The organism is Roseixanthobacter glucoisosaccharinicivorans, from assembly GCF_043195095.2.
Taxonomy (GTDB): Bacteria; Pseudomonadota; Alphaproteobacteria; order Rhizobiales; family Xanthobacteraceae; genus NCEH01.
In genome coordinates, this window is record NZ_CM195538.1 from 3,699,671 (window position 1) to 3,720,886 (window position 21,216).

Annotated in this window: 19 protein-coding genes; 7 read left to right on the top strand and 12 right to left on the bottom strand. The window is 68.3% G+C overall.

Annotated features, from left to right (window positions below):
* Positions 1-10 precede the first annotated feature (10 nt).
* Both V5F78_RS17095 and V5F78_RS17100 read right to left on the bottom strand, forming a co-directional pair.
* A complete protein-coding gene (locus V5F78_RS17095) occupies positions 11-1,225 on the bottom strand; it encodes a GGDEF domain-containing protein (protein WP_394067384.1) in 1,215 nt (404 codons plus the stop codon).
* A gap of 163 nt (positions 1,226-1,388) precedes the next feature.
* Positions 1,389-3,797, bottom strand: coding sequence for an ATP-dependent helicase (locus V5F78_RS17100; RefSeq protein ID WP_445322279.1), 2,409 nt, complete (start codon positions 3,795-3,797; stop codon positions 1,389-1,391).
* A 325-nt stretch (positions 3,798-4,122) separates the two neighbouring features.
* Here V5F78_RS17100 and V5F78_RS17105 point away from each other — a divergent pair, with 325 nt between their 5' ends.
* From V5F78_RS17105 to V5F78_RS17120, 4 genes are all read left to right on the top strand, one after another.
* Positions 4,123-5,688 (top strand): sigma 54-interacting transcriptional regulator, encoded by a 1,566-nt coding sequence (locus V5F78_RS17105; protein ID WP_394067850.1) that lies wholly within the window; start codon positions 4,123-4,125, stop codon positions 5,686-5,688.
* Between the two features lie 214 nt (positions 5,689-5,902).
* On the top strand, positions 5,903-6,457 hold the full coding sequence (locus tag V5F78_RS17110) for an OsmC family protein (RefSeq protein ID WP_394067386.1): 555 nt from the start codon (positions 5,903-5,905) through the stop codon (positions 6,455-6,457).
* Between the two features lie 121 nt (positions 6,458-6,578).
* A complete protein-coding gene (locus V5F78_RS17115; protein ID WP_394067388.1) occupies positions 6,579-7,718 on the top strand; it encodes an acyl-CoA dehydrogenase family protein in 1,140 nt (379 codons plus the stop codon).
* Positions 7,715-9,058 carry an FAD-dependent oxidoreductase gene (locus V5F78_RS17120; RefSeq protein ID WP_394067390.1) on the top strand — a complete coding sequence of 448 codons (1,344 nt, stop codon included), beginning with the start codon at positions 7,715-7,717 and terminating at the stop codon, positions 9,056-9,058. The genes V5F78_RS17115 and V5F78_RS17120 overlap by 4 nt, the downstream gene beginning before the upstream one ends.
* Before the next feature lie 153 nt (positions 9,059-9,211).
* On the opposite strand, the gene V5F78_RS17125 is transcribed toward V5F78_RS17120, so the two are convergent.
* Positions 9,212-9,856 (bottom strand): hypothetical protein, encoded by a 645-nt coding sequence (locus V5F78_RS17125; RefSeq protein ID WP_394067391.1) that lies wholly within the window; start codon positions 9,854-9,856, stop codon positions 9,212-9,214.
* A gap of 120 nt (positions 9,857-9,976) precedes the next feature.
* Entirely contained in the window at positions 9,977-11,200 is a 1,224-nt protein-coding gene (locus tag V5F78_RS17130) for a penicillin-binding protein activator (protein WP_394067393.1), read from the bottom strand.
* Between the two features lie 185 nt (positions 11,201-11,385).
* Between V5F78_RS17130 and V5F78_RS17135 the strand changes: the two genes are divergently transcribed.
* The 3 genes from V5F78_RS17135 (at position 11,386) to V5F78_RS17145 (ending at position 13,651) form a co-directional block, all read left to right on the top strand.
* Positions 11,386-12,288 (top strand): MBL fold metallo-hydrolase, encoded by a 903-nt coding sequence (locus tag V5F78_RS17135; RefSeq protein ID WP_394067395.1) that lies wholly within the window; start codon positions 11,386-11,388, stop codon positions 12,286-12,288.
* A gap of 348 nt (positions 12,289-12,636) precedes the next feature.
* Complete coding sequence (locus V5F78_RS17140; protein ID WP_394067397.1) at positions 12,637-13,347, top strand: AzlC family ABC transporter permease; 711 nt, start codon at positions 12,637-12,639, stop codon at positions 13,345-13,347.
* Positions 13,340-13,651: a branched-chain amino acid transport AzlD family protein gene (locus tag V5F78_RS17145; RefSeq protein ID WP_394067399.1), complete on the top strand. Its 312-nt coding sequence runs from the start codon at positions 13,340-13,342 to the stop codon at positions 13,649-13,651. The genes V5F78_RS17140 and V5F78_RS17145 overlap by 8 nt, the downstream gene beginning before the upstream one ends.
* On the opposite strand, the gene V5F78_RS17150 is transcribed toward V5F78_RS17145, so the two are convergent.
* The 8 genes from V5F78_RS17150 to V5F78_RS17185 form a co-directional block, all read right to left on the bottom strand.
* Positions 13,648-14,097 carry a hypothetical protein gene (locus V5F78_RS17150; RefSeq protein WP_394067401.1) on the bottom strand — a complete coding sequence of 150 codons (450 nt, stop codon included), beginning with the start codon at positions 14,095-14,097 and terminating at the stop codon, positions 13,648-13,650. The two genes, V5F78_RS17145 and V5F78_RS17150, sit on opposite strands and share 4 nt — an antisense overlap.
* 105 nt (positions 14,098-14,202) lie before the next feature.
* The gene (locus V5F78_RS17155; RefSeq protein WP_394067402.1) at positions 14,203-14,925 is read right to left on the bottom strand and encodes a thioesterase domain-containing protein; all 723 of its coding nucleotides are present in this window, start codon (positions 14,923-14,925) and stop codon (positions 14,203-14,205) included.
* A 155-nt stretch (positions 14,926-15,080) separates the two neighbouring features.
* The gene (locus V5F78_RS17160) at positions 15,081-16,676 is read right to left on the bottom strand and encodes a hypothetical protein (RefSeq protein WP_394067404.1); all 1,596 of its coding nucleotides are present in this window, start codon (positions 16,674-16,676) and stop codon (positions 15,081-15,083) included.
* A gap of 73 nt (positions 16,677-16,749) precedes the next feature.
* Positions 16,750-17,433 carry a LutC/YkgG family protein gene (locus tag V5F78_RS17165; RefSeq protein WP_394067406.1) on the bottom strand — a complete coding sequence of 228 codons (684 nt, stop codon included), beginning with the start codon at positions 17,431-17,433 and terminating at the stop codon, positions 16,750-16,752.
* Positions 17,433-18,911, bottom strand: a complete 1,479-nt coding sequence (locus V5F78_RS17170) for a LutB/LldF family L-lactate oxidation iron-sulfur protein (RefSeq protein ID WP_394067408.1) — start codon at positions 18,909-18,911, stop codon at positions 17,433-17,435. Before V5F78_RS17170 ends, V5F78_RS17165 begins: the two co-directional genes overlap by 1 nt.
* Complete coding sequence (locus tag V5F78_RS17175) at positions 18,908-19,732, bottom strand: (Fe-S)-binding protein (protein WP_394067410.1); 825 nt, start codon at positions 19,730-19,732, stop codon at positions 18,908-18,910. Before V5F78_RS17175 ends, V5F78_RS17170 begins: the two co-directional genes overlap by 4 nt.
* A gap of 253 nt (positions 19,733-19,985) precedes the next feature.
* Positions 19,986-20,612: a pentapeptide repeat-containing protein gene (locus V5F78_RS17180; RefSeq protein WP_394067412.1), complete on the bottom strand. Its 627-nt coding sequence runs from the start codon at positions 20,610-20,612 to the stop codon at positions 19,986-19,988.
* Between the two features lie 24 nt (positions 20,613-20,636).
* Positions 20,637-21,170 carry a L,D-transpeptidase family protein gene (locus tag V5F78_RS17185; RefSeq protein WP_394067413.1) on the bottom strand — a complete coding sequence of 178 codons (534 nt, stop codon included), beginning with the start codon at positions 21,168-21,170 and terminating at the stop codon, positions 20,637-20,639.
* Between the last annotated feature and the right edge of the window lie 46 nt (positions 21,171-21,216).

Here is a 21,216-nt window from a genome sequence, read left to right on the forward strand (position 1 = left end):
GCGCTTTGGTTCAGGCCCCGTACGCGCCAATGACGCGGTCGCGACCCAGTTGCCGTGCGGCATAGACCCGCTCATCGGCCACCGACAAGAGCTTGGCAACACTTTCCCCGTCCATGGGCGCCGTGGCGAGCCCGATCGCCAGCAAAACCTCGATGCCCGGCGGCATCACGAGGGCAGCGACCCGCTGGCGCAGCGCCTCCGCCACCTGGGTCGCCGCCATGTGCGGAAGGCCGGGCGCGAGAATGGCGAAGGCATCCCCATCGTAGCGCACCACATAATCGCCGCTGCGCAATCCCTGCGCGAGCGCATCGGCAATGCGGCGCAGATCCTTGTCGGCCCGTTCCGCGTCCTGCGGCTCGCCTCGCGCTCTTAAGCCATCCACCACGAGCACCATCAGGCTCACGGGCCGTCCGGTGGCGCCGGTGATGCTCAGCAGGTCGGCAAACAGCATCTCCAGACGGCCGCGATGGAACGCCCCGGTGGCCGGATCGTGCCGCAACCGCACCTGGGGCGCGCCGGCCCGCCGCAGCGCCGTCGCCAATCCCGGGCCGTCCAGCCGGCGCCGATACTGCCAGATCAGGGTCGAATAGAAGCCGGAAGCAACCAGCTTGCCGATCCATCCTCCGACACCGGCCGAGAGCGGAACCTCGTACACCAGATAGACGGCGCCGAAGAAGAAGACCTGGTCGAAGGTGCACACCAGCGCAAGGGTCAGCCAGGAGGCGGCCAGGCTGCGCCGGCGCAGCGCCACCAGCAGCCGATCGTACAGGCGGAAGATGACCAGGCTCTCCAGGAACAGCAGCAGCGTGCTCCACAGCATGAGCATGCCCATCTGGTTGAGCACGGTCAGGTCCGCCGCCCGCGCGGCGCCCGCACGCCCCTGCTCCAGCGCGAGAAAGGCGACCGCGATCACCACCGCCACGGTGCCGAGCAACAGGCCGAGCACCGGCTGGCGCGCCACATCCGGCCCCTCGACCATGTGTGTCATCAGCAGCAGGCTCAGCGTGCCGGTGTAGAACACCACCGATCCCGGTGAGGCGGAGAGGCCGAACGGCAAGGTGAGGAACACGCACATCGCCAGATAAACGGCGAACACGTGAATCGCCCCGATGGCGCAGAAAAATGGACCAAGGCCGATCTGGAACCGCGCCCGGAACAGGCCGAGCATCAGGCTGCCATAGACGGCCATCTCCACCAGCAGCAGGGCAATATTGGCAATCGGCATGGCTCGGCTGATCAGAGCAGGCCGGAATGTGCGCCGGCATCAAGACGCGGTCGAACCTCACAATACCGCCACCCGGGATGCTGTGAAGCGGCTTGACGCACTTTTTCCGCGCAATCCGTGCCCTGCGCACAGGTCTGCGCCCGGCATCTGCCGAAAGGAAGGCTCACACCTTCTCGACGAAACTCTCCAGCACCCGCTTTTCACCCGCCTTGTCGAACTGGACGGTGAGCTTGTTGCCGTCGATACCGGAAATCTCGCCATAGCCGAACTTGATGTGGAACACCCGCTCGCCGCGCTTGAAGCTGGAAGACCCACCGGTGGACGAGGCCAGCAAGGTGCCCTCGATCACCGCGCCGCGGCCACCGCGCCCCGCGCCGAACGCGCCGCCGCTGGAACCTTGCCCGGACCCGGAATGACCCGCCGCGCGGGCATTCTGCGCCCGCTGCCAGCCGGGCGTGGAATAGGTGGAGGAGAAAGGCTCCACCTTGGCCGCGCGGTCGAACCGGCTTTCCCCATAGGACCCGCCGCCATAGCTGGAGCCGCCCCAGCCGAAGCCGCCCTTGGATTCCTGCACCTCCACATGGGCGTCGGGCAGTTCGTCCAGGAACCGGCTCGGCACGGTGGAATTCCACATGCCGTGGATGCGCCGGTTGGAGGCGAAATAGATCCGCGCGGACAGCCGGGCGCGGGTGATGCCCACATAGGCAAGGCGCCGCTCTTCCTCCAGGCCCGCCTTGCCCTGCTCGTCGAGCGCGCGCTGGTGGGGAAACAGCCCCTCCTCCCAGCCGGGCAGATAGACGGTGTCGAATTCCAGCCCCTTGGCGGAATGCAGGGTCATGATCTGGACCGCATCCTCGCCGGCGCCCTTGTCGGCATCCATGACCAAAGAGATGTGCTCCAAAAACCCTTGCAGGTTCTCGAACCCCTCCATGGAGCGCACCAGCTCCTTGAGGTTTTCCAGCCGCCCGGCCGCCTCGGCGGAGCGGTCCTTCTGCCACATCTCGGTGTAGCCGCTCTCGTCGAGGACGATTTCGGCCAGCTCCGTATGCGGCATCTCGCCGGATTGCCGGCGCCAGCGCTCGAACGCCTCCAGCAGACCGCGCAAGGTGGCGCGTACCTTGGGCTTCAATTCCTCGCTCTCGGTGAGCGCGCGCGTCGCCTCCTGCAGCGGCACGCCGGCCGCGCGGGCGACATCGTGGATCTGCTTCAAGGTGGCATCGCCGATGCCGCGCTTGGGCACGTTGACGATGCGCTCGAAGGCGAGATCGTCGGCGGGGGAGAGCACACAGCGCAGATAGGCGAGCGCATCGCGGATTTCCGCGCGCTCATAGAAGCGCGGGCCGCCGATGACGCGATAGGGCGTGCCGAGCGTGACGAACCGGTCCTCGAACTCGCGCATCTGGAACGAGGCGCGCACCAAGATGGCGATCTGCGAGAGCGGGTGGCCGGCGCGCTGCAAGGTCTCGATCTCGTCGCCGATGGCGCGGGCTTCCTCGCCACTGTCCCACGAGCCCGTGACGGCGACCTTCTCCCCCATCTCGCCCTCGGAGAACAAGGTCTTGCCGAGACGGCCCTGGTTGAAGGCGATGACATGGGAGGCCGCGGCCAGAATATGGCCGGTGGAGCGATAATTGCGCTCCAGGCGGATCACGGTGGCGCCGGGGAAATCGCTCTCGAAGCGCAGGATGTTGTCCACCTCGGCGCCGCGCCAGCCATAGATGGACTGGTCGTCGTCGCCGACGCAGCACACGTTCCGCGACCCTTGAGCCAGGAGACGCAGCCACAGATATTGGGCGACGTTGGTGTCTTGGTATTCGTCCACCAGGATATATTTGAAGCGGCGGTGATAATCCGCCAGCACATCGGGATTCTCGCGGAACAGGCGGATGCCTTCCAGCAGCAAATCGCCGAAATCCACCGCGTTCAGCGCCTTCAGCCGCGCCTGATAGGCGGCATAGAGCATCTGCCCCTTGCCGTTGGCGAAGGCCGATCCCTCGCCGGGCGGCACGTTCTGGGGCGAGAGGCCGCGATTCTTCCAGCCGTCGATGGTGTTGGCCAGCAGGCGCGCCGGCCAGCGCTTGTCGTCGATATTCTCGGCTGCCAATAACTGCTTGAGCAGGCGGATCTGGTCGTCCGTATCGAGAATGGTGAAGCCGTTCTTCAGCCCCACCAGCTCGGCATGGCGGCGCAGGATGCGCACGCCGATGGAATGGAAGGTGCCGAGCCACGGCATGCCTTCCACCGCATCCCCCACCATGGAGTGGATGCGCTCCTTCATCTCGCGCGCGGCCTTGTTGGTGAAGGTCACGGCGAGGATCTGGGAGGGGAAGGCACGGCCGAGATTGAGGATATGGGCGATGCGCGTCGTGAGCACGCGGGTCTTGCCGGTGCCGGCGCCGGCCAGTACCAGCAGCGGCCCGTCGATGGTTTCCACCGCCGCGCGCTGCTCGGCATTGAGGCCGTTCAAATAATTGGGCATGGGCGCCGCGGCCCCGCCGCCGGCGCGCGCACGCGCGGCAATGCCGCCGGGTCGCAACGCCGGCGCCTCGACGCCTTCGCCTGCGGGACGCAGGCCCTTATGCTCGACTGGAATGGACACGCGCTCGCTCTCGCGGCACCGCTCGCGCGGCGCCTTCTGATTCTCTCGTGAGAACAAAATGGCATTGCAAGCCCTCGATTGCGAGGGGTGGCGCCTGTTTCCATGGAAATCCCCGCCTGCGCCCTGATAGGATGAGCACTTGCGCGCGACGGGAAGGGCGATGAACGAGGGCAGGAACACGGGCGGAAAGCCGAGGGGGCGCGCGCTGCAGAGCATGGCCAGCAGCCCCGCCCAGGCCCACACGCCGGCGCAGGGCGTGCACGAGGATGAGCCCCCGGCCTATTGGCGCGCGCAGGAAATGCTGCTGATCCAGCAAATCATCGGGCTGATCGGCAAGGGGCTGCAGGTGGAGAATATCCTCCACGAGATGCTGCATCTCCTGTCCGAGATGCTGGGCCTCAACCGCGGCCGCATCGTGCTGTGGGACGCCGAGAGCGCGCTTTTCAAGATCCAGTATGCCTATGGCCTCACTGCGCCCGAGAAGGCGCGCGGCGTCTATCGGGCCGGCGAAGGCATCACCGGGCGGGCGCTGGCGCATGAACAATTGATCATCGTGCAGGATATCGACCAGGAGCCGGATTTCCTGTTCCGCGCGGTGGATCGCACCACCTTGCCCCAGGAGCCGGTGGCGTTTCTGGTGATCCCCATCCGCGTGGACCGGCGCACCGTGGGCGTGCTCGGCTGCCACCGCATTCGCAACCGGAGCCGGCCGTTTTCCGACGACATCACCATCCTGCGCATCTGTGCCACCCTCGCCGGCCAGGTCCTGGAGCTGAACGAGATTCTCGACCGCAAGACCCGCGCGCTGGAGGCGCACAACCAGATGCTCGCCCGCGCGCTCGAAACCCACAGCGCGCGCTATGGCATCATCGGCACCGCGCCGGCTTTGCTCAAGGCGCTCGCGGAACTGGAACTGGTGGCGGCCGCAAACGCCAACGTGCTGCTGCTGGGGGAATCCGGCACCGGCAAGGAGGTGTTCGCCCGCGCGCTGCATCTGGCGAGCCCGCGCCGCGACCGGCCGTTCATCAAGGTCAATTGCGCGGCCATTCCCGAGAGCCTGTTCGAATCCGAGCTGTTCGGCTACGAGCGCGGCGCCTTCACGGGAGCGAGCGAGGCGCGCGCGGGCTGGTTCGAGCAGGCCGGCAGCGGCACCATCCTGCTGGACGAGATCGGCGAATTGCCGCTCGCCATGCAGACCAAATTGCTGCGTACCCTCCAGGAAGGCACCGTCACGCGGCTCGGCGGCAAGAAGGAGATCAAGGTGGATGCGCGCCTGGTCGCCGCCACCAATCGCAACCTGGAACGCGAGGTCGCCGCCGGCCGGTTCCGCGAGGACCTCTATTACCGCATCAATGTGATCCCGATCCGCCTGCCGACGCTCGCCGAGCGGCGCGACGACATTCCCGCCTTGGCGATGCATTTCGTCAGCCGGTTCAACGAGGCGAACCAGCGCAACGTCAATCTGACCGCCGACGCCATGGCGCGGCTGCGCGAACACCCCTGGCCGGGCAACATCCGCCAATTGTCCAATTTCATCGAGCGCCTGGTCCTGCTGGCCGACAAGCCCTCCCTCACCGGGAGCGACCTCGCGCCGTTCCTCTCGGCCATGGCGCATGTCTCCAGCCAGGGTGGCGAGGAGGATGCGGCACCGCGCGGCCTCGTCGCTGGGCGCGGCGGGCCGGCCTTCCGGCCTTATCTGCGGGCCGGCTCCCACTCGGCCGAAGACCTGCGGCGGGCGCTGGCGCAGAGCGGCGGCAACAAATCGCGCGCCGCCCAGAGCCTCGGCCTCACCGCCCGGCAATTCGCCTATCGGTGGGAGAAGGCGGGGATGAAAGGCGAAGACGGGGCACTCGGCGAGATCTGAGGTGCTTACATTGTAAACAATGTCGACAATGTCGACCTCATTATCCCTGTTAAGAAACGGTTCTGGAGCACCACTCTCTGATAAAATGTGTTGCGGCGTGTGATGTTCTGACCCATTTTTCCGGTGCGCAGGAAAGTGGCACAGGGCTTGCTGTTGTCTTCGTGAATGCCGTCCGCGGCACGGGCCTCAGACCCCTTTCGAAAGGAAGCTCCCAGTGAACGACACGACCAATGCCGTGAAGACCGTGACGACCTATCTGCGCCCGATTGATCGCGAGGGCCTGCTCGGCTTCGCCGCGAAGGGCCGCGAGAACCCCGAGCGGCGGGGCACCAATGTGGTGCACACCGTGGTCGAAGGGCAGTATCGCACCCTGAACTATGTGGGCGACCACAAGCCGGTGGTGGTGGACGAGCCGCTGCATCTGTTCGGCGAGAACACCGCCCCCGCCCCGGGAGAGATCGTCCTCTCGGCGCTCGGTGGGTGCCTTGCGGTCGGCATCACCGCCGTCGCCACCTGGAAGCAGGTCAAGCTCTCCAAGCTGGAGCTGCGGGTTGAAGGCGACATCGGCAACACCGCCGCCTGGGGTGCCGGCGGCGCGGACCGCGACCCCTCACAGATGGGGTTCCAGGAAATCCGCGTGACGGTGACCATCGAAGGCGACGCGAGCCGCGAGGAGCTGGACGAGATCGTCAAGCGCGCGAATTATTTCTCGCCCGTCGCCAACACCATGCGCAATCCGATCCCCTTCAGTATCGGCCTCGCTGACTGAAGGGGGGGTCGGCGCGAGGCTCCTGCCCTGGCCCGCCTCGCGCCGACCTTTCCTTCGTCGCACGCTCCGCCCCCCCCTCCCCCACACTCTGACCGAAACCGCCCCTGCGCCGGAGGCCACGATGACGCTTGCCCAGTCGCATCCCCCTGCCGGACCCGAGGCAGGCCATGGGGACGATATCCTCTCTCGCGCCACCGCCATCGCCGGCGGGCCGCTGCGGGCGGCGGTGAACCGCATCGACCATGGTCATTATCCGCTGGAGATCCTGGCCGAACTCGGCGGGGCGGGGGCCCTCGGCGCGCACCTGGCCCGCAACGGCGCGCGGTTCGATACCGCGCTCGCGGCGATGGGCGCCGCGAGCCGGGTCTGCGGGGCCACTGGCTTCCTCATGTGGGCGCACGACGTGTGCGGGCTCTACATGGAGCAGTCGGACAATCCCGCGCTCATGGGGCGGATGCTGGAGGACCATGCGGCGGGGCGCACGTTTGGCGGCACGGCCCTGTCCAACCCCATGAAGGCGCTCGCCGAAATCGAGCCCATGCTGCTGCGGGCGCGCAAGACCGTGGGCGGCTATCTGGTGAGCGGTACCTTGCCCTGGGTCAGCCATATCGCGCCCGGCCAATATTGCGGCGCCATCGCGCGCGTTTATCGCGACGACGATACGCCCTCGCACGAGATCATGTTCATCCTGCGCTGCGACCCGCCGGTGGAGCTGCGCCAATGCCCGCAATTCTCGGGCATGGAGGGCACCTCCACCTTCGGCATCCGGCTCGATGATTATTTCGTCGCCGAGCAGGATCTGGTGGCCGATCCCGCGCGACCTTTCATCAAGCGCATCCGTGGCGCGTTCATCCTGCTGCAGGCGGGCATGGCGGTCGGCGTGATCCAGGGCGCGGTGGATTCCATGCGCGAGGTGGAACCGGCCCTCGGCCATGTGAATCGCCACCTCTCCGACCGCCCGGACGAGATCCAGGCCGAGCTGGACGAACTGACCGCCCATGCGCTGATGCTGGCGCAAACCCCATTCGAGCAGGATCCGGACTATTTCCTCGACGTGCTCGACACGCGCGCCCAGGGCGCCGAGCTGGCGCTGCGGGCGACGCAATCGGCGCTGCTGCATCAGGGCGCGCGCGGCTATCTGATGTCCTCCGCTCCCCAGCGGCGGGTGCGCGAGGCGCATTTCATCGCCATCGTGACCCCCGCCATCAAGCATCTGCGCTGGGAAATGGCCCGCCTCTCGCGCGAGGAGATGCCCGCATGAGCGCGACCGACACCTCGGAAATCGTCTGGCGCCAATATATCTGCCGCGCCTGCGGCATGATCTATGACGAGAAGGAGGGCGACCCGGACAGCGGCATCGCCCCCGGCACGCGGTTCGAGGATATTCCCGAGGAGTGGGAATGCCCGATCTGCGGCGTGCGCAAATCCGATTTCGAGCCCTATGTCCACGCCGCGCCCCTCGCGGCGCCTGCGACCCCCGTGGTGCATCGCGCGCGCACGCCCGGCGTGGTCATCGTCGGCGCCGGCATTGCCGGCCGCGCAGTGGCGGAAGCCTTGCGCGCGCTGGATTCACGCGTGCCCATCACCCTGGTCACGTCCTGCGCCGGCGACGTCTATCACAAGCCGGAACTCTCCATCGCGCTCCAGCGCGGGCTGACCGTGGAGAAACTGCGCAAGGAGAGCGGGGCGCATATGGCGGCCCGGCTGGGTGTGCATCTGCGCGCCGGGACCTTTGCAATGGGCATCGACCCCGTCCGGCGGCGCCTGCGCACCACATCCGGGCCCTTGCCCTATGACCATCTCGTGCTCGCCCAGGGCGCGCGGCCCGCGCTGCCGGCCGCCTTGCCGGCGGACCTGTGTTGGCGCGTGAACGATCTGGACGCCTGGCGCGGACTTGCCGCCCATCTCGACGGCGCGCCGCGCGCGATCCTGATCGTCGGCGCGGGCCTCGTGGGCTGCGAACTGGCGGAGGATTTTTCCCGCGCGGGGCACACGGTGACGCTGCTGGACAAGGAGGTCGCGCCGCTCGCCGCGCTGCTGCCGCCCCTCGCGGCCGAGCGGCTGCGCCTGCGGCTGGAGGGGCTCGGCGTGCGGTTTCTCGGCGGCATTTCGGTCGAGCGCGCCGAACGGGGCCATCACGGCAACCCCATCCTCTTCACGAAGAACGCCGCCGGCGATCGCGAAGTGCTCGGCGCCGATATCGTGGTCTCGGCCACCGGGCTTGCGACGGCGGGCCGGCTCGCGCGCTCAGCCGGACTCGCCTTTCAGCGCGGCATCGCCGTGGACCCGGTCAGCCTGCGCACCAGTGTCGAGGGCATCTATGCCCTGGGCGATTGCGTCAGCATCGCGGGCGCGCCCTGCCGCTTCATCGAGCCCATCGCCAAGCAGGCCGAGGCGATCGCGCACCATGTCCTGGGCCTGCCCCATGCCGGCTATGCCCATGCCGCCCCCGTGATTCGCCTGAAAAGCCGCGCCCTGCCGGTGGCGCTGCACGGCCTGCCGCATCCGAACGGCGCGTGGCGGGTGATCAGCGACGACGGCGCGCATCTGGAAATGGAGCAATGGCACGACGGCGTGCTGCGCGCGCGCCTCGCCGCCTAGAGCATTTTCGAGCGAAGCGGACACCGGGTCGTGTAAATAAAATGCGATAATACAATAAGTTAGAGCACTTCGGCGCTTCTCAGAACGATGAAGTGCTCTAACGAAAACGGCGCCCGAAGGCGCCGTTTCACTCAGAGGTCGGATCGCGCAGGCTCACCAGGCGGCGCGGCACACGCGCTGCACCCAATAGGGGCTCCACCAGCAGCGCAGGAACGGCCCGGCATGATTGAGCGGACGATAGACGGTGGGCGCCATCACCAGCGTCACCGGGCCGCCCTTGGCGGGCAGATCGCCGTCCAGCAGGCCCACTTCGAAGGTGAGCGTCGAACCGGACTGGGTCACATGGGACAATTCCACCACCACCTGGGTTGGCGTATCGCCGAGGATGGTCAGCGCGGCGTTGGGCGGATCATTCTTGAAGATGTCGGCGGTGACGTTCCACAGCTTGGCGAACTGCTCGGTGGTCATGGTGCCGCCGATGCGCTCGGGCCGGTCCACCGCGAAGGTGGTGAGCGGCGCGACGCCCGTGAGCACCAAGGACTTGCCGTCATAGCTCATGCTCACCGCCTGCTGGGTGAGCATCATCTCGATGGGACGGGAGATCTGCACTTCCGGCCGGCGCGGCGTGCCGGCGGTGGTGGTGCCGGGCCCCTTGTCACCGGCCAGCGGGGCGGGAGCGGCGGGCGCCGCAGGCGCGCTGGCGGCGGGCGCCGACGGGGCGGGAGCCGGCGCCTGGGCCAGAGCCGCGAAACCCGAAACGGCGAGAATAAGGCCCGCCAAAGGTGCAATCACTTTCATGGCCCGTTCGTCCTTCCTAGTGCCCGTTGGCCGCGCCCAGCGGACGCGCGCGCAGCTATAGCGCAAAATGGCGGCGAGAAAACCGTGCCGTGGCGAGACGCCGGCCCCGGGTGGCGCGTCTCAGCTTCCGAAGGTGCGGGGCGGCGGGCTGACCACCTGGGCGCTGCCGCTCCGGATCTCCATCACCGCGAGGCTGCGCTCGTTGGTGCCGTCGGCCCGGAACCGGAACGGCCCGTCCACCCCGTTGAAGCCCGAGGGATTGGTCAGCGTGGCCGCGCTGAGGCCCTCCGGGCCCTGGGTGCGCAGGATCGCCGACACCAGGGAGACCGCGTCATAGGACAAGGTGGCGGTGCGCACCGGGTCGCTTCCGAACCGCTGGCGGTAGCGCTGGGAAAAGCTGCGCCAGCCGGAACTGTCCGGCGCCGCGAACTGGCCGCCATCCATGCGCGGATCGGCGATCAGGGTCGGATTGTCCCACAGCCCGGTGCCGAGGGGACGCACCTTCTTCAAATCGACGCCCGCGGCGGCAAGCTGCTGCACCACGTTCGCCACCTGGTCGGCGGAATCGGGAATGAACACCGCGTCCGCCTGGGGCGCCACGGTAGCGATGCGGCGCGCCGCGTCGGCAAGCTTGGCGGGCGTGAAGCGCTCGATGCTCATGACGCGCCCCCCGGTATCGGCCGCCGCCTGCTGGAGCGCGCCTTCGGTGACCGAGCCATAGGCATTTTCGGGAATCATGGCGAGGAACGAGCGCCGGCCCTGGGAGACGGAATAGCGCACGATCCGGTCCACATCGCTCTGCGGCAGGAAGCTCAGCAGATAGACGCCCGGGGCGGCGACATTGGTGTCGGTGGAAAAGGCGATCACCGGAACGCCGCGCGCCCGCGCCACCTGGGAGACCGCACCCACCGAATGGGCGAACAGCGGGCCGAGGATGATGCGCGCGCCTTCATTGACCGCCGCTTCCGCCGCCGCGCGCGCGCCCTGGCTGTTGCCGGCGTCGTCCTTCACGATCAATTGGAAAATCGGCGCCCCGCCCTCGGCAATGGCGAGTTCGGCCGCATTGCGCATGGACTGGCCGACCAGGCCGGCATTGCCCTGGGCGCCGAGCGGCAGGATGAGCGCCACCGCCGGGCCGTTCGCGACCGGAGGCGGCACATTGGCGGGTCCGGGCTGCGGGCCGAGATCCACCGCCTTGCCGCCGAGGTCCCCCGCGCATGCCGCCAGCGCCGCCGCCGAGGCGAGCCCTCCGCCAAGACGCAATCCCCGGATCAGCGCCTCGCGGCGCGTCGCCTCGGGAGAAGGGGAAGCCACAGGGGGTGGGGAAGGCGCGCGGTGCGTCACTCGTTTCTCCTGCGGGCGCCGGGCGTTGGCGCGAATTTCAGAATTACCCTTATGCCGGCAATTTGGCGAGGGCGCGACCCGGCAAAGATTTCCTCCGCCGCCCCGCCCGCCGCACGTCGCCTCCGAAATTTCACATTTCAGACCGTAAAATAACCTGCGGCCAAAGCCGCGAAAGGACGGATGCCATGCCGACTCCTACCAACGCGACCCCTGCCATCATCCAGGCGTTTTTCGACGAGCCGACCCACACCGTGACCTATCTCGTCGCCGATCCCGCCACGGGCGAGGCCGCGGTGATTGATCCGGTGCTCGACTATGATCACAAGTCAGGAACCGTGGACACCCGCTCGGTGGAGGCGGTGCTCGCGGCGGCGGCGCGCCAGGGCTACCGAATCGCCTGGGCGTTGGAAACCCACGTCCATGCGGACCATCTCTCTGGGTCGCCCTTCATCAAGGCGCGTACCGGCGCACGGATCGGCATCGGCGCGCAGATCATCCAGGTGCAGCGCATCTTCCGGCCGGTGTTCAACGCCACCGACCTCAAGGCCGACGGCAGCGATTTCGACCAACTGTTCGCGGATGGCGACCATTTCGCCATCGGCACGCTCGACGTCGAGGTGCTTTACACGCCCGGCCACACGCCGGCCGATGTGTCCTACAAGCTCGACGATGCGGTGTTCGTGGGCGACACGCTGTTCATGCCCGATTACGGCACCGCGCGGGCCGATTTCCCCGGCGGGGATGCGCACCAGCTCTATCGTTCGATCCGTCGCCTGCTGGCCCTGCCGCCGCAGACCCGCCTTTTCATGTGCCACGATTACAAGGCGCCGGGCCGCGACGCCTATGCCTGGGAAACCACGGTGGCGGACCAGCGGGACCATAATGTGCATGTGCGGGAAGGCGTGGGCGAGGATGCGTTCGTGGCGATGCGCACCGCCCGCGACGCGACGCTCGCCGCCCCGGTGCTGCTGCTGCCCTCGATCCAGGTCAATATGCGCGCTGGCCGGTTCCCGCCCGCCTCGGCCAATGGCGTGCATTATCTCACCATTCCGGTGCGGGTGAAGGATGGCGCGACGGTGCCGGCCTAGGTCCGATCGGCATTCAGCGGCGTGGTGCATCGTCGATGCGCCTGACGGCCGGTGCGCGCCATTGTCTTTCATCGACCGGTCGTCATGGCCGGGGCGCGCGCGCGAACCTTGGAAACGCCGATGCCAGCGGGTCCGCGTGGATGCCCGGACAAGCCCATGCAGGACCTTGGCCCCTGCAAAGGCGTCAAGCCGTGAATGTCGATGGACGCCAGAGGCAGGCCACGCCGGTGGACGCCGGGGGCGGCCCCAAAGCGCGCGCATAGCTGCCGCAGCGTGCATGCCGAAATCGGGTTGGTGCGTTCCCTGGCGTTCGGCATAAGAGTTTTATGCTCCACGCCGCCGCGATTCATGACTGAGCTTCCGTCCTCCAAGGTCCGCATCACCGCGACCGGCGTGCGCATGGGCATTGCCGCCATGTGGCCGCTCATGCCGGGCATCGCGGTGTTCGGCGCCGCCTTCGGCGCGGCGGCCGCGCAGAAAGGGTTTTCCGCCGCCGAGACCGCCCTTTCCAGCGGCCTGGTGTTCGCCGGCCTCGCCCAGATGGTGGCGCTGGAGGGCTGGACCCACAGCTGGACCCCGGCGAGCCTGCTGGCGCTGGCGATGCTCACCTTCACGGTGAACATGCGCCATTTCCTCATGGCGGCTTCCATGCGCCCGTGGCTGGGGCAGCTTCCGGGCTGGCAGGCCTATGGCTCGCTGCTGTTCCTGGCGGACAATAATTGGGCCGCGGCCATGCGCTATCATGCCCACGGCGGCAATGATGCGGGCTATTTCGTCGGGTCGGGCCTCATCACCTGGTTGATATGGCTGCTCTCGACCGTGGCCGGCCAGGTGATCGGCGGCGGCATCCCCGATCCCAAGGCGTTCGCCATCGACCTCGTGGTCCCGGCCTTCTTCATCGCCATGCTGGTGCCGAACTGGAAGGGGCGGCGCGAGGCGGTCAGCTGGGGGGTCGCGGCACTGGTCTCGGTGGCCGCGTCCTATCTGGTGCCGGGCTGGTGGTTCATCGTCATCGGCGCGGTGTCCGGCGCGCTCGCGGGCGGATTTGCCGATGACTAGCCTGCTCGACCCCGGCACCGTGCTCGCCATCTGCGTGATGGCGGGAACCACCATGTTCAACCGCACCGCCGGCTTCTTCCTGATGCGGCTGGTGCCGGTGACGCCGCGCGTGCGCAAGATCCTCGATTCGCTGCCCGGCGCGGTGCTCGTGGCCATCGTTGCGCCGGCGGCGGTGCATGGCGACAAGGCCATGGCGGCCGGCCTTGCCGTCGCCTTTGTCGTCACCAAGCTGACGCGCAGCGATTTCTTCGCGGTGCTCGCCGCCGTGCTGGTGGGGGCGATGCTGCGGTATTTCGGCGCCTAGAGCAGCCGCCGCAGCATCATCAGCAGCCCGCAGGCGCAGGCAAAGGCGAGCCCGGTCCAGCCGAGGGCGGCGGGCGGCGGCGCGAGGTCGAGCACGCTGTCGTCGGCAAGCTTCGGATTGACGCGCACTTCCACGATCCCGGCCTTGGAGAGGCGCGCGTGCAGAACGGCGGCATCGGCGAACAGCAGCGCCGGCCAGTCGAGCAGCCGCACGCGGCTGCCGATCAGCGTGTGGCCATCCATGTCATATTGGTAGCGTAATCCGGCGCCGAGGGTGCCCAAGGCCCGCAAACGCCCCGGCGGCCGGGTCACGATTCCTGGCACCGTGCGCCAGCCCGTGGCCTTGAGCGCCTTGCTGCGCGCACCGAATGCGATCATGGCGAACACCAGCCCGCCCAGCACGCCCACGGACAGCAGATAGGCCAGGAGGCGGCCGGCGAGCTCCATCGGGGGGCCTCTTCTTCCGTGACCTCAGGCCGCGAACGCACGGGCCGGCGCAGGCGACGATGCCACGCGGCAAATCCCGAGCGGCGACCGGCGACGCGCCGGTGTTCAGCGCACCAGCTGCGGCGCCGTGGCGACCGTGGATTCCGCCCGGTCGGATGTCGCCGGCGCCGCCATCGAAGGCGAAGGCGTCACGCTCGGGGCCGGCTGGCTCGGCGGGGCGACCGGCTTGGGCTTGGGCCGCACCGCCAGCGCCTGGATCATCTTGATCACTTCGGCATGCAGGGTGGGCGACTTCTCGATGTTGAAATGGTCGAGCGAGGCGGTGTTGTCCAGGTTGCGGTTGGCGAGCGACCCCTTGAAGCCGGCGCCGATCGCCAGGCTCTTGCCGAAGCCGTTGTTGTTCTGGAAATAATTCACGAAGCGCCCGCCGGTATTGGCCACCGCCGTCACGCCCACCGGATCGAAGGTCACCACGAGGCGGGGCGGCACGCCGAGGGCGGTCATGCGCTCGGCCATCTCGATGGCGGCATCGGCGCCCAGCGAATGGCCGATGATGACCACCGGCGCCTTGCGGTGCGCCTTCGACCATTCCACCGCATCCTCGGCAAGCTGCGGCCACTGGCCATATTCATAAACGGTGGCTGAAATGCCCTTGGCCTGGAGCTTCCCGGCCAGGTCATCCATGCCGAGGGAAAAGACGTTCGCAAGGCCGCGCATCAGGTAGACGCGGACGTTTCCGTTCTGGGCGTGGGCCGGCACGACGGCGGTGGAGATCAGCACGCAGAACGCGGCGAGGAGAGACAGGACAAACCGCGGGCGAGACGTCATGAGGTCACCGTCAATTTTCTTTTGTGTTCTGCCTAACATTCCCCGCGCGAGCAACGGAGCAGAGGCTGCCGGGTTGCACAATTTCGTCACGATCGGAGCAGTTTCGCCGACGGCGTTGCGCGATTGCATCAGTGTGAAGGCGCGGCGGCCTCGCCTTACGCAAGGTTCGGCGCGGCGGCCGGCGGCCGCTCCTCGGCGTGCGAAACGGCATCCGGGGCCGGGAGCGCGCGCCTCGCGCGCAGCCGGCCGGCGAGACCCGCGAGGAAATAGAAGGCGATCCCGGCAAATCCGATGTAGGGCCCGGCCAGCGGCAGCCAGGTGCGTATTTTCCAGGCCAGCGGCGCGAACATGCCGCCGGAGCTGAGGCGCGCCTGCATGGCCGCGCGGGCCGCCGGGTCGTCCAGCAATTCCGGCGACAGGATGCCGCGGATCTCCGGCAGGTTCAGCAGGCTCGCCAGCCGGTCGGCGTTCGGATAGGGCACCTGGAGGAAGGGCTTGCCCTTAAGGTGCGCCATGTCGCCGGTGGCGAGATAATTGCGCACGTTCTCAACCTGCATCTTGCCGGTCTGCCCGCGGTTGATCACGTCTGCCGCCACGTTCTTCATGGCGCTGTAGCCGATGCCCATGGTGACGATCAGCAGCCAGGCGGCGGCGAGGGCGAGCCCCGCCGTGCGCCGCGTGCCGGTGGGCACGAGCCCCTTCAGCAACGCCGCCGTGGCGACGAAATTCACAGAGACCAGGACCACCATCAGGTCGAGATAGCGCGAGGCCCGCACGTCCGGCGCGCGGCCGTAGGCCAGCAGAATCTCCTGCATGCCGATCCAGCCGCCGATGCCGATGCACAGCCACGCCGGATCGCTCAGCGGCCGCCGCTCCCGCAGCACGCACACCGCGAGCCAGACCAGCGGCGCATTCAACAGGAAGGGCGCGAACGGCATCGACTTCAGGGGCCAGCTCGCGACGCTCTGAAGTGCCAGGAAAAACTGCCCGATCGACTGCGCCTTCAGCGCCGCGTGATAGGGAGGCTGCGGCACCAGGGCCAGCAGCACCAGGCCCGACGCCAGCAGAACCGCGATGCCGGCCCATTCGCGCCGGCCCGCGCGCCGGCCGATCGCCACCTGGGCCGCCGCGATAACGCCCGCGATGACCAGCGTGCCGCCGCCCGCGCTCAGCGAGAAATACCCCAGCACCGCGAACAGGATTCCGACGCCCCAGCGCACATCGAAGGCAGGGGCCACCGCCAGCAGGGTGAGGCTGATGATCGAGAACAGGAGAACGAGATAGAATTGGGATTGAAAGCCGGCCAGCACGTTTTCCCAGGCGAACGGGACCGACACCAGCAGCGCGACGAAGGCCGTCAGCGCGACGGCGGCGGTGGCGCTGACCATGCGGCGCAGCAGCACCATGAGCGTCACCACGAAGCCGGTGTGAAGCATGGCGTTGATGCACATTTGCAGAATCGGATCCCACCGCCCGGCGAATTCCAGCTCGCCCAGCGCCAGCAGGCGCGGGATCAGGATGCGGTGCTCATTATGGGCCGCGATGAGATTGCCCAGCGGCACATAGCCCTGGAGATAGGGCTGGTAGATCTGCCCGCCTTCCGCGTCCCATTGGTCCCAGAACGGCACGGGCGATCCGTAGAACAGGATCAGCGTCAGCTTGGCGCCCATGATGACGAGCACGCAGGCCAGAAGCGCCAGCCACCAGCGCGGGCCCTCGGGGTAATCGTCCGTCGCCTCAAGCCCCTGCATGGTCGCACTCTTCCCGCGTCACGCGTTCGCCATCATCCCGCGGCGCAGATTTGCACCCGCCGGTGGCGCAATGTCAAAGCGGCCCGCCCACCAGAAGCACGTGCAGGCTGCGCGGGCCATGGGCGCCCAGCAGCAAGGTCTGCTCGATATCCGCCGAGCGCGAGGGGCCGGTGATCCAATTGACCGTGCGCGGCATGTAGCCCGCCCCGTAGGCGGCGCGGATGCGCGTCCACACGGTCTCGTAATCGGCCGCCACGTCGGCGGCGTCCACCACCACGAGATGATGGTCCGGCAGCAGGTTCAGCGTGCTCGGATTGTCCGGCCCGGAGAGCATCACAACCGTGCCCGATTCGGCGATGCCGGCGAAGGCGTGGGAGAGCCCGGCCAGCTGACGCCCGTCGGAAGGGCCGATCCACACGTCGAGATTGGGCGCGGTCCCCCACGGCAGGTTCGCGAGCCGCGGGTCGGCGCCGCGCAGGATGGTGGGCGGCAAGTTGCGTTCACGCAGATAGCGCGCCACCGCCGCCGGCACGTCGGCGGCACTTTCCAGATGATCCAGCGTGCCGTCGGCGGCGCGGACCATGTCCTTGAACAGGTCGATCTTCTGCGCCGGCGGCAGGTCGGCGCGGGCGGGGACGATGCCGCGCGGGTGCCCGGCGATGCGGTCGTCCACGGCCTGGCGGCGGGGCGCCTCCTGGCCGGTGGCGCCGAGGGCGCGCCGCACGGAGGCGAGCACGATGTCGCGCGAAGAGGCCATCAGCGCCCGCCTCCGCGCTGCGCCTGGGCCTGCGACTGGGCGTGCGCTTGGGCCTGGGCCTTGCGGCGCGCCTGCCATTGGGCCTGGAAGGTATCTCCCTGGGGGGCGGGGAAATCGCGATGCTTGGTCCAGCCTCCCGCCAGCGGCAGGGCCGCGAACCGCCCCTTGGCCCGGCCCAGCAGCGCAAGTCCCCCCATGGCGAGCCGGGTCGCGGGCCGGTAGAGCCAGCCGCGCCGGGCGAAGAAGGCCCAGAGCGCCAGGCCATAGCGCTGCGGCGCCGGGGTGAGGTGGCGCTCGAATTCCTTCTCGCGCCAATGGCGCATCAGCTTCGGCAGCGGAATGCGCACCGGGCACACCTGCTCGCACCGCCCGCAGAAGGTGGAAGCATTGGGCAGGTTCGCGCCCTTCTCAATGCCGATGAGCGAGGGGGTGAGCACCGCGCCCATGGGGCCGGGATACACCCAGCCATACGCATGGCCGCCGACCGCCTGATAGACCGGGCAATGGTTCATGCACGCGCCGCAGCGGATGCAGCGCAGCATTTCGCGAAACGGACCCGACAGCATGCCCGAGCGGCCGTTGTCGAGGATCACCACATGATAGGCCTGCGGCCCGTCGACGTCGCCGGGCCGGCGCGGACCGGTGGAGAAGGTGGTGTAGACGCTCATCTCCTGCCCGGTGGCCGAGCGCGCGAGCACGCGCAGCAATTGGCTCACGTCCTCCAGCGTCGGCACCAGCTTTTCCAGCGAGGCGAGCACGATGTGGGTCTTCGGCAAGGTCTGGGTGAGGTCGCCATTGCCCTCGTTGGTGACGATGATCGAGGTGCCGGTTTCCGCCACCAGGAAATTGGCGCCGGTGATGCCCACGTCCGCCGCCAGGAATTTCGCCCGCAGTTCGCCGCGCGCCTCGGCGAGCAGCGCGGTGGGGTCGGAGAGATTGCGCTCGGGCGGCAGGTGGGCGTGGACGCGGCGGAAGTCCTCCTCCACCTGCTCTTTGTTGAGGTGGATCGCCGGGGCAATGATGTGGGACGGCGCCTCGCCGCGGATCTGGATCAGATATTCCCCGAGGTCGGTCTCCACCGGCTGGATGCCCGCCGCCTCCAGATGATCGTTGAGGCCGATCTCCTCGGCGATCATGGTCTTGCCCTTGGTGACCGTCTGCGCGCCGGCCTCGCGGCAGATGCGGGTCACGATGTCCCGCGCCTCGGCGGCATCCACGGCGAAATGCACCTGCCCGCCGGCGGCGGTCACCTGCTGCTCGTAGCGCTCCAGATACAAATCGAGATGGGCCAGCGTGTGGTTCTTGATGTCGCGCGCGCTGTCGCGCAGCGCCTCGAATTCCGGGAGCTTGGCGGCGGCGGCGGCGCGCCGGCCGATGAAGCTTGTCCCAACCTTCGAGAGCGCCTGCTGCAACGGCGCGTCGGCGAGCGCCGCGCGGGCGTTGGCCTTGAACTGGGGCGAGGTGATCTGGACGCTCATGCTCCCGCCCCTTGCGTGCCCGCCGTTTCCTTGCGCGCGGCGTCCTTGCGCGCGGGTTCGCCGATGGCGGGGTCGCCGCCCTGCCCGGCCAGCACTTCCGCCACGTGGCGCACCTTGATGTCGCGGCCCATGCGCTGGAGCTTGCCGGCCATGTTCATGAGGCAGCCGAGATCGCCCGCCAGCAGCGTATCGGCATGGCTGGCGATGATGTTGGCGGCCTTCTTCTCGACGATGGCATTGGAAACGTCGGGATATTTCACGCAGAAGGTGCCGCCGAAGCCGCAGCACACGTCGCTGTCCGCCATTTCGGCCAGCTCCAGCCCCTCCACCGAGGCCAGCAGCGTGCGCGGCTGGGCCTGGATACCCAATTCCCGCAGGCCGGAGCAGCTGTCGTGATAGGTCACCGTGCCGTCATAGGCGGCGGCGACGCTTTTCATGCCGCGCACGTCCACCAGGAACGAGACCAGCTCGTAGACCTTGTCGCAGAACCGCGCGATGCGGGGCATCCAGTCCGGCTCGCCGGCGAACAGCTCGGGATACTGGGTCTTGATCATGCCGGCGCAGGAGCCGGAAGGCACCACCACATAATCGAAGGTCTCGAAGGCGGCGATCATCTGCTCGGCCAAAGCGCGGGTGGTGACGCGGTCGCCGGAATTGAACGCCGGCTGCCCGCAGCAGGTCTGGCGCGGCACGCTCACCTCGCATCCGGCCTGTTCGATCAACTGCGCGGCCGCGAACCCGACGGACGGGCGGAGCGTATCCACCAGGCAGGTGGCGAACAGCCCGACCGATATGGGGCGCGTGGGGGGGGAAGCAGACATTTGCCCTGAGATCATTCCAGATGGTGCGCACCGCACCCGCCGAAGCCGGCGCGGACGTCACGCATGAGGGACCGACAATGGGGGCCGATACTTGTTTCGACCGCCGACGCGAGACCATCCGCGCCCCAGTGTCATAACACTGGAATGTCTTCAAACGAAAGCAGCGCACCCGCGCGCCGCACCTCGCGCAACCCGGCGCCCGGTCTCACGCCGCCCCCGACATCTCGGCCCGCGCCGGACGGGCGCGGCGGCCTCACGCGACCTTCAGCCCGAGCCCGCTCAGCAGCGCCGCCGCCTGCTGGCGGGAGATGATCGCCCCCTTGAAGCGTGTCGCGTCGCCAAGTCGCAGGGCGCCGAGGTCGGCGCCGCGCAGGTCCGCCCCCTCGAAGCGCGCGTCGGTCACGTTCGCGTCGCGCAGATTGCAGCCCTGGAAGATCGCCTCGCGGAAATCCGCCTCGGTCAGGTCGGCGCCCGCGAAATCCAGCTGGTCGAGCCGGGCGCGACGAAACGAGAGGCCGTGCAGGGCCGCGCTCACCAGAAGGCAGCGCTCGAAGACGAGGCCCAGCGTGCGCGCGCCGTGGATCTGCACCCCAGTCATCTTGCAATCGACGAACGTCGTCGCCGACAAAGCGGTGCCCCGGCAGAGGGCATTGTTGAGATCGCAGCCGGAAAAGCGTGCTTCCGTCAGATCTGCGGCGGAGAAATCGGCGCGCCCGCCTCGGCAGCGGGCGAATTCGCACCCGCCGAGATCCAGCCCGCGCAGGTCCGCGCCGGCGAAGCTCCAGCCCGTGAAGCGCACCGGCGCGCCGTGCGCGCGCAACACCGCCTCGATCGCCGCGCGGTCGGCAACGCCCTCGGGCGGCGGGATTTCCTCAAGCATGTGAGCGTCTTTCCCGCCTGTTCCTCACCGCACGATGAGCCGCGCCCCCGGCTTCAACCGCGCCGCGAGCCGGCGCAATTCGCGCGGCTCAAGGGCGATGCAGCCCTCGGTCGGCGTGAAGCCGGGGCGCGCCGCATGGATGAAAACCGCCGATCCCCGCCCCTTCACACGCGGACGTGTATTGTGATCCAGCACCAGCACAAGGTCATAGAGCGCATCCGCGCGCGCCATGCGTTCGTGCGATACGGGAATCGGGAGGTGCACGGGGCGATTGTAGCGGCGGTCCTGCGGATCGTCACACCAGCCGTCGGTTGCGGCGATGGGCTTGGCGGGAAGACGGGTGACGGGGCGAGGCCCCCGGTCCGGGCGATAGAGCGCGCGCATGATGCGCCAGCGGCCCGCCGGGGTTCGCCCGTCGCCCTCGCGCTTGTCAAAGCCGATTCCCCCGCGTCCCAAGGCCACGGGAATCGCCCGCCCGGCCACATGCAGGATGCCCCGATGCGGGGCGCCGGGCAGGTGCCGCACGGTGATTTTGCCGATCCCCACAGGAACTTGCACGAATACACCCCACCTGAATACCAGTTTTCAACATTCTTTCGCGGGC

What these genes read in the sequence shown, in the direction of transcription:
- V5F78_RS17095 (WP_394067384.1), bottom strand. Translation starts at nt 1,225, where the DNA reads ATGCCGATTGCCAATATTGCCCTGCTGCTGGTGGAGATGGCCGTCTAT.
- V5F78_RS17105 (WP_394067850.1), top strand. Translation starts at nt 4,123, where the DNA reads ATGCTGCTGATCCAGCAAATCATCGGGCTGATCGGCAAGGGGCTGCAG.
- V5F78_RS17115 (WP_394067388.1), top strand. Translation starts at nt 6,579, where the DNA reads ATGACGCTTGCCCAGTCGCATCCCCCTGCCGGACCCGAGGCAGGCCAT.
- V5F78_RS17120 (WP_394067390.1), top strand. Translation starts at nt 7,715, where the DNA reads ATGAGCGCGACCGACACCTCGGAAATCGTCTGGCGCCAATATATCTGC.
- V5F78_RS17125 (WP_394067391.1), bottom strand. Translation starts at nt 9,856, where the DNA reads ATGAAAGTGATTGCACCTTTGGCGGGCCTTATTCTCGCCGTTTCGGGT.
- V5F78_RS17135 (WP_394067395.1), top strand. Translation starts at nt 11,386, where the DNA reads ATGCCGACTCCTACCAACGCGACCCCTGCCATCATCCAGGCGTTTTTC.
- V5F78_RS17140 (WP_394067397.1), top strand. Translation starts at nt 12,637, where the DNA reads ATGACTGAGCTTCCGTCCTCCAAGGTCCGCATCACCGCGACCGGCGTG.
- V5F78_RS17145 (WP_394067399.1), top strand. Translation starts at nt 13,340, where the DNA reads ATGACTAGCCTGCTCGACCCCGGCACCGTGCTCGCCATCTGCGTGATG.
- V5F78_RS17150 (WP_394067401.1), bottom strand. Translation starts at nt 14,097, where the DNA reads ATGGAGCTCGCCGGCCGCCTCCTGGCCTATCTGCTGTCCGTGGGCGTG.
- V5F78_RS17155 (WP_394067402.1), bottom strand. Translation starts at nt 14,925, where the DNA reads ATGACGTCTCGCCCGCGGTTTGTCCTGTCTCTCCTCGCCGCGTTCTGC.
- V5F78_RS17160 (WP_394067404.1), bottom strand. Translation starts at nt 16,676, where the DNA reads ATGCAGGGGCTTGAGGCGACGGACGATTACCCCGAGGGCCCGCGCTGG.
- V5F78_RS17165 (WP_394067406.1), bottom strand. Translation starts at nt 17,433, where the DNA reads ATGGCCTCTTCGCGCGACATCGTGCTCGCCTCCGTGCGGCGCGCCCTC.
- V5F78_RS17170 (WP_394067408.1), bottom strand. Translation starts at nt 18,911, where the DNA reads ATGAGCGTCCAGATCACCTCGCCCCAGTTCAAGGCCAACGCCCGCGCG.
- V5F78_RS17175 (WP_394067410.1), bottom strand. Translation starts at nt 19,732, where the DNA reads ATGTCTGCTTCCCCCCCCACGCGCCCCATATCGGTCGGGCTGTTCGCC.
- V5F78_RS17180 (WP_394067412.1), bottom strand. Translation starts at nt 20,612, where the DNA reads ATGCTTGAGGAAATCCCGCCGCCCGAGGGCGTTGCCGACCGCGCGGCG.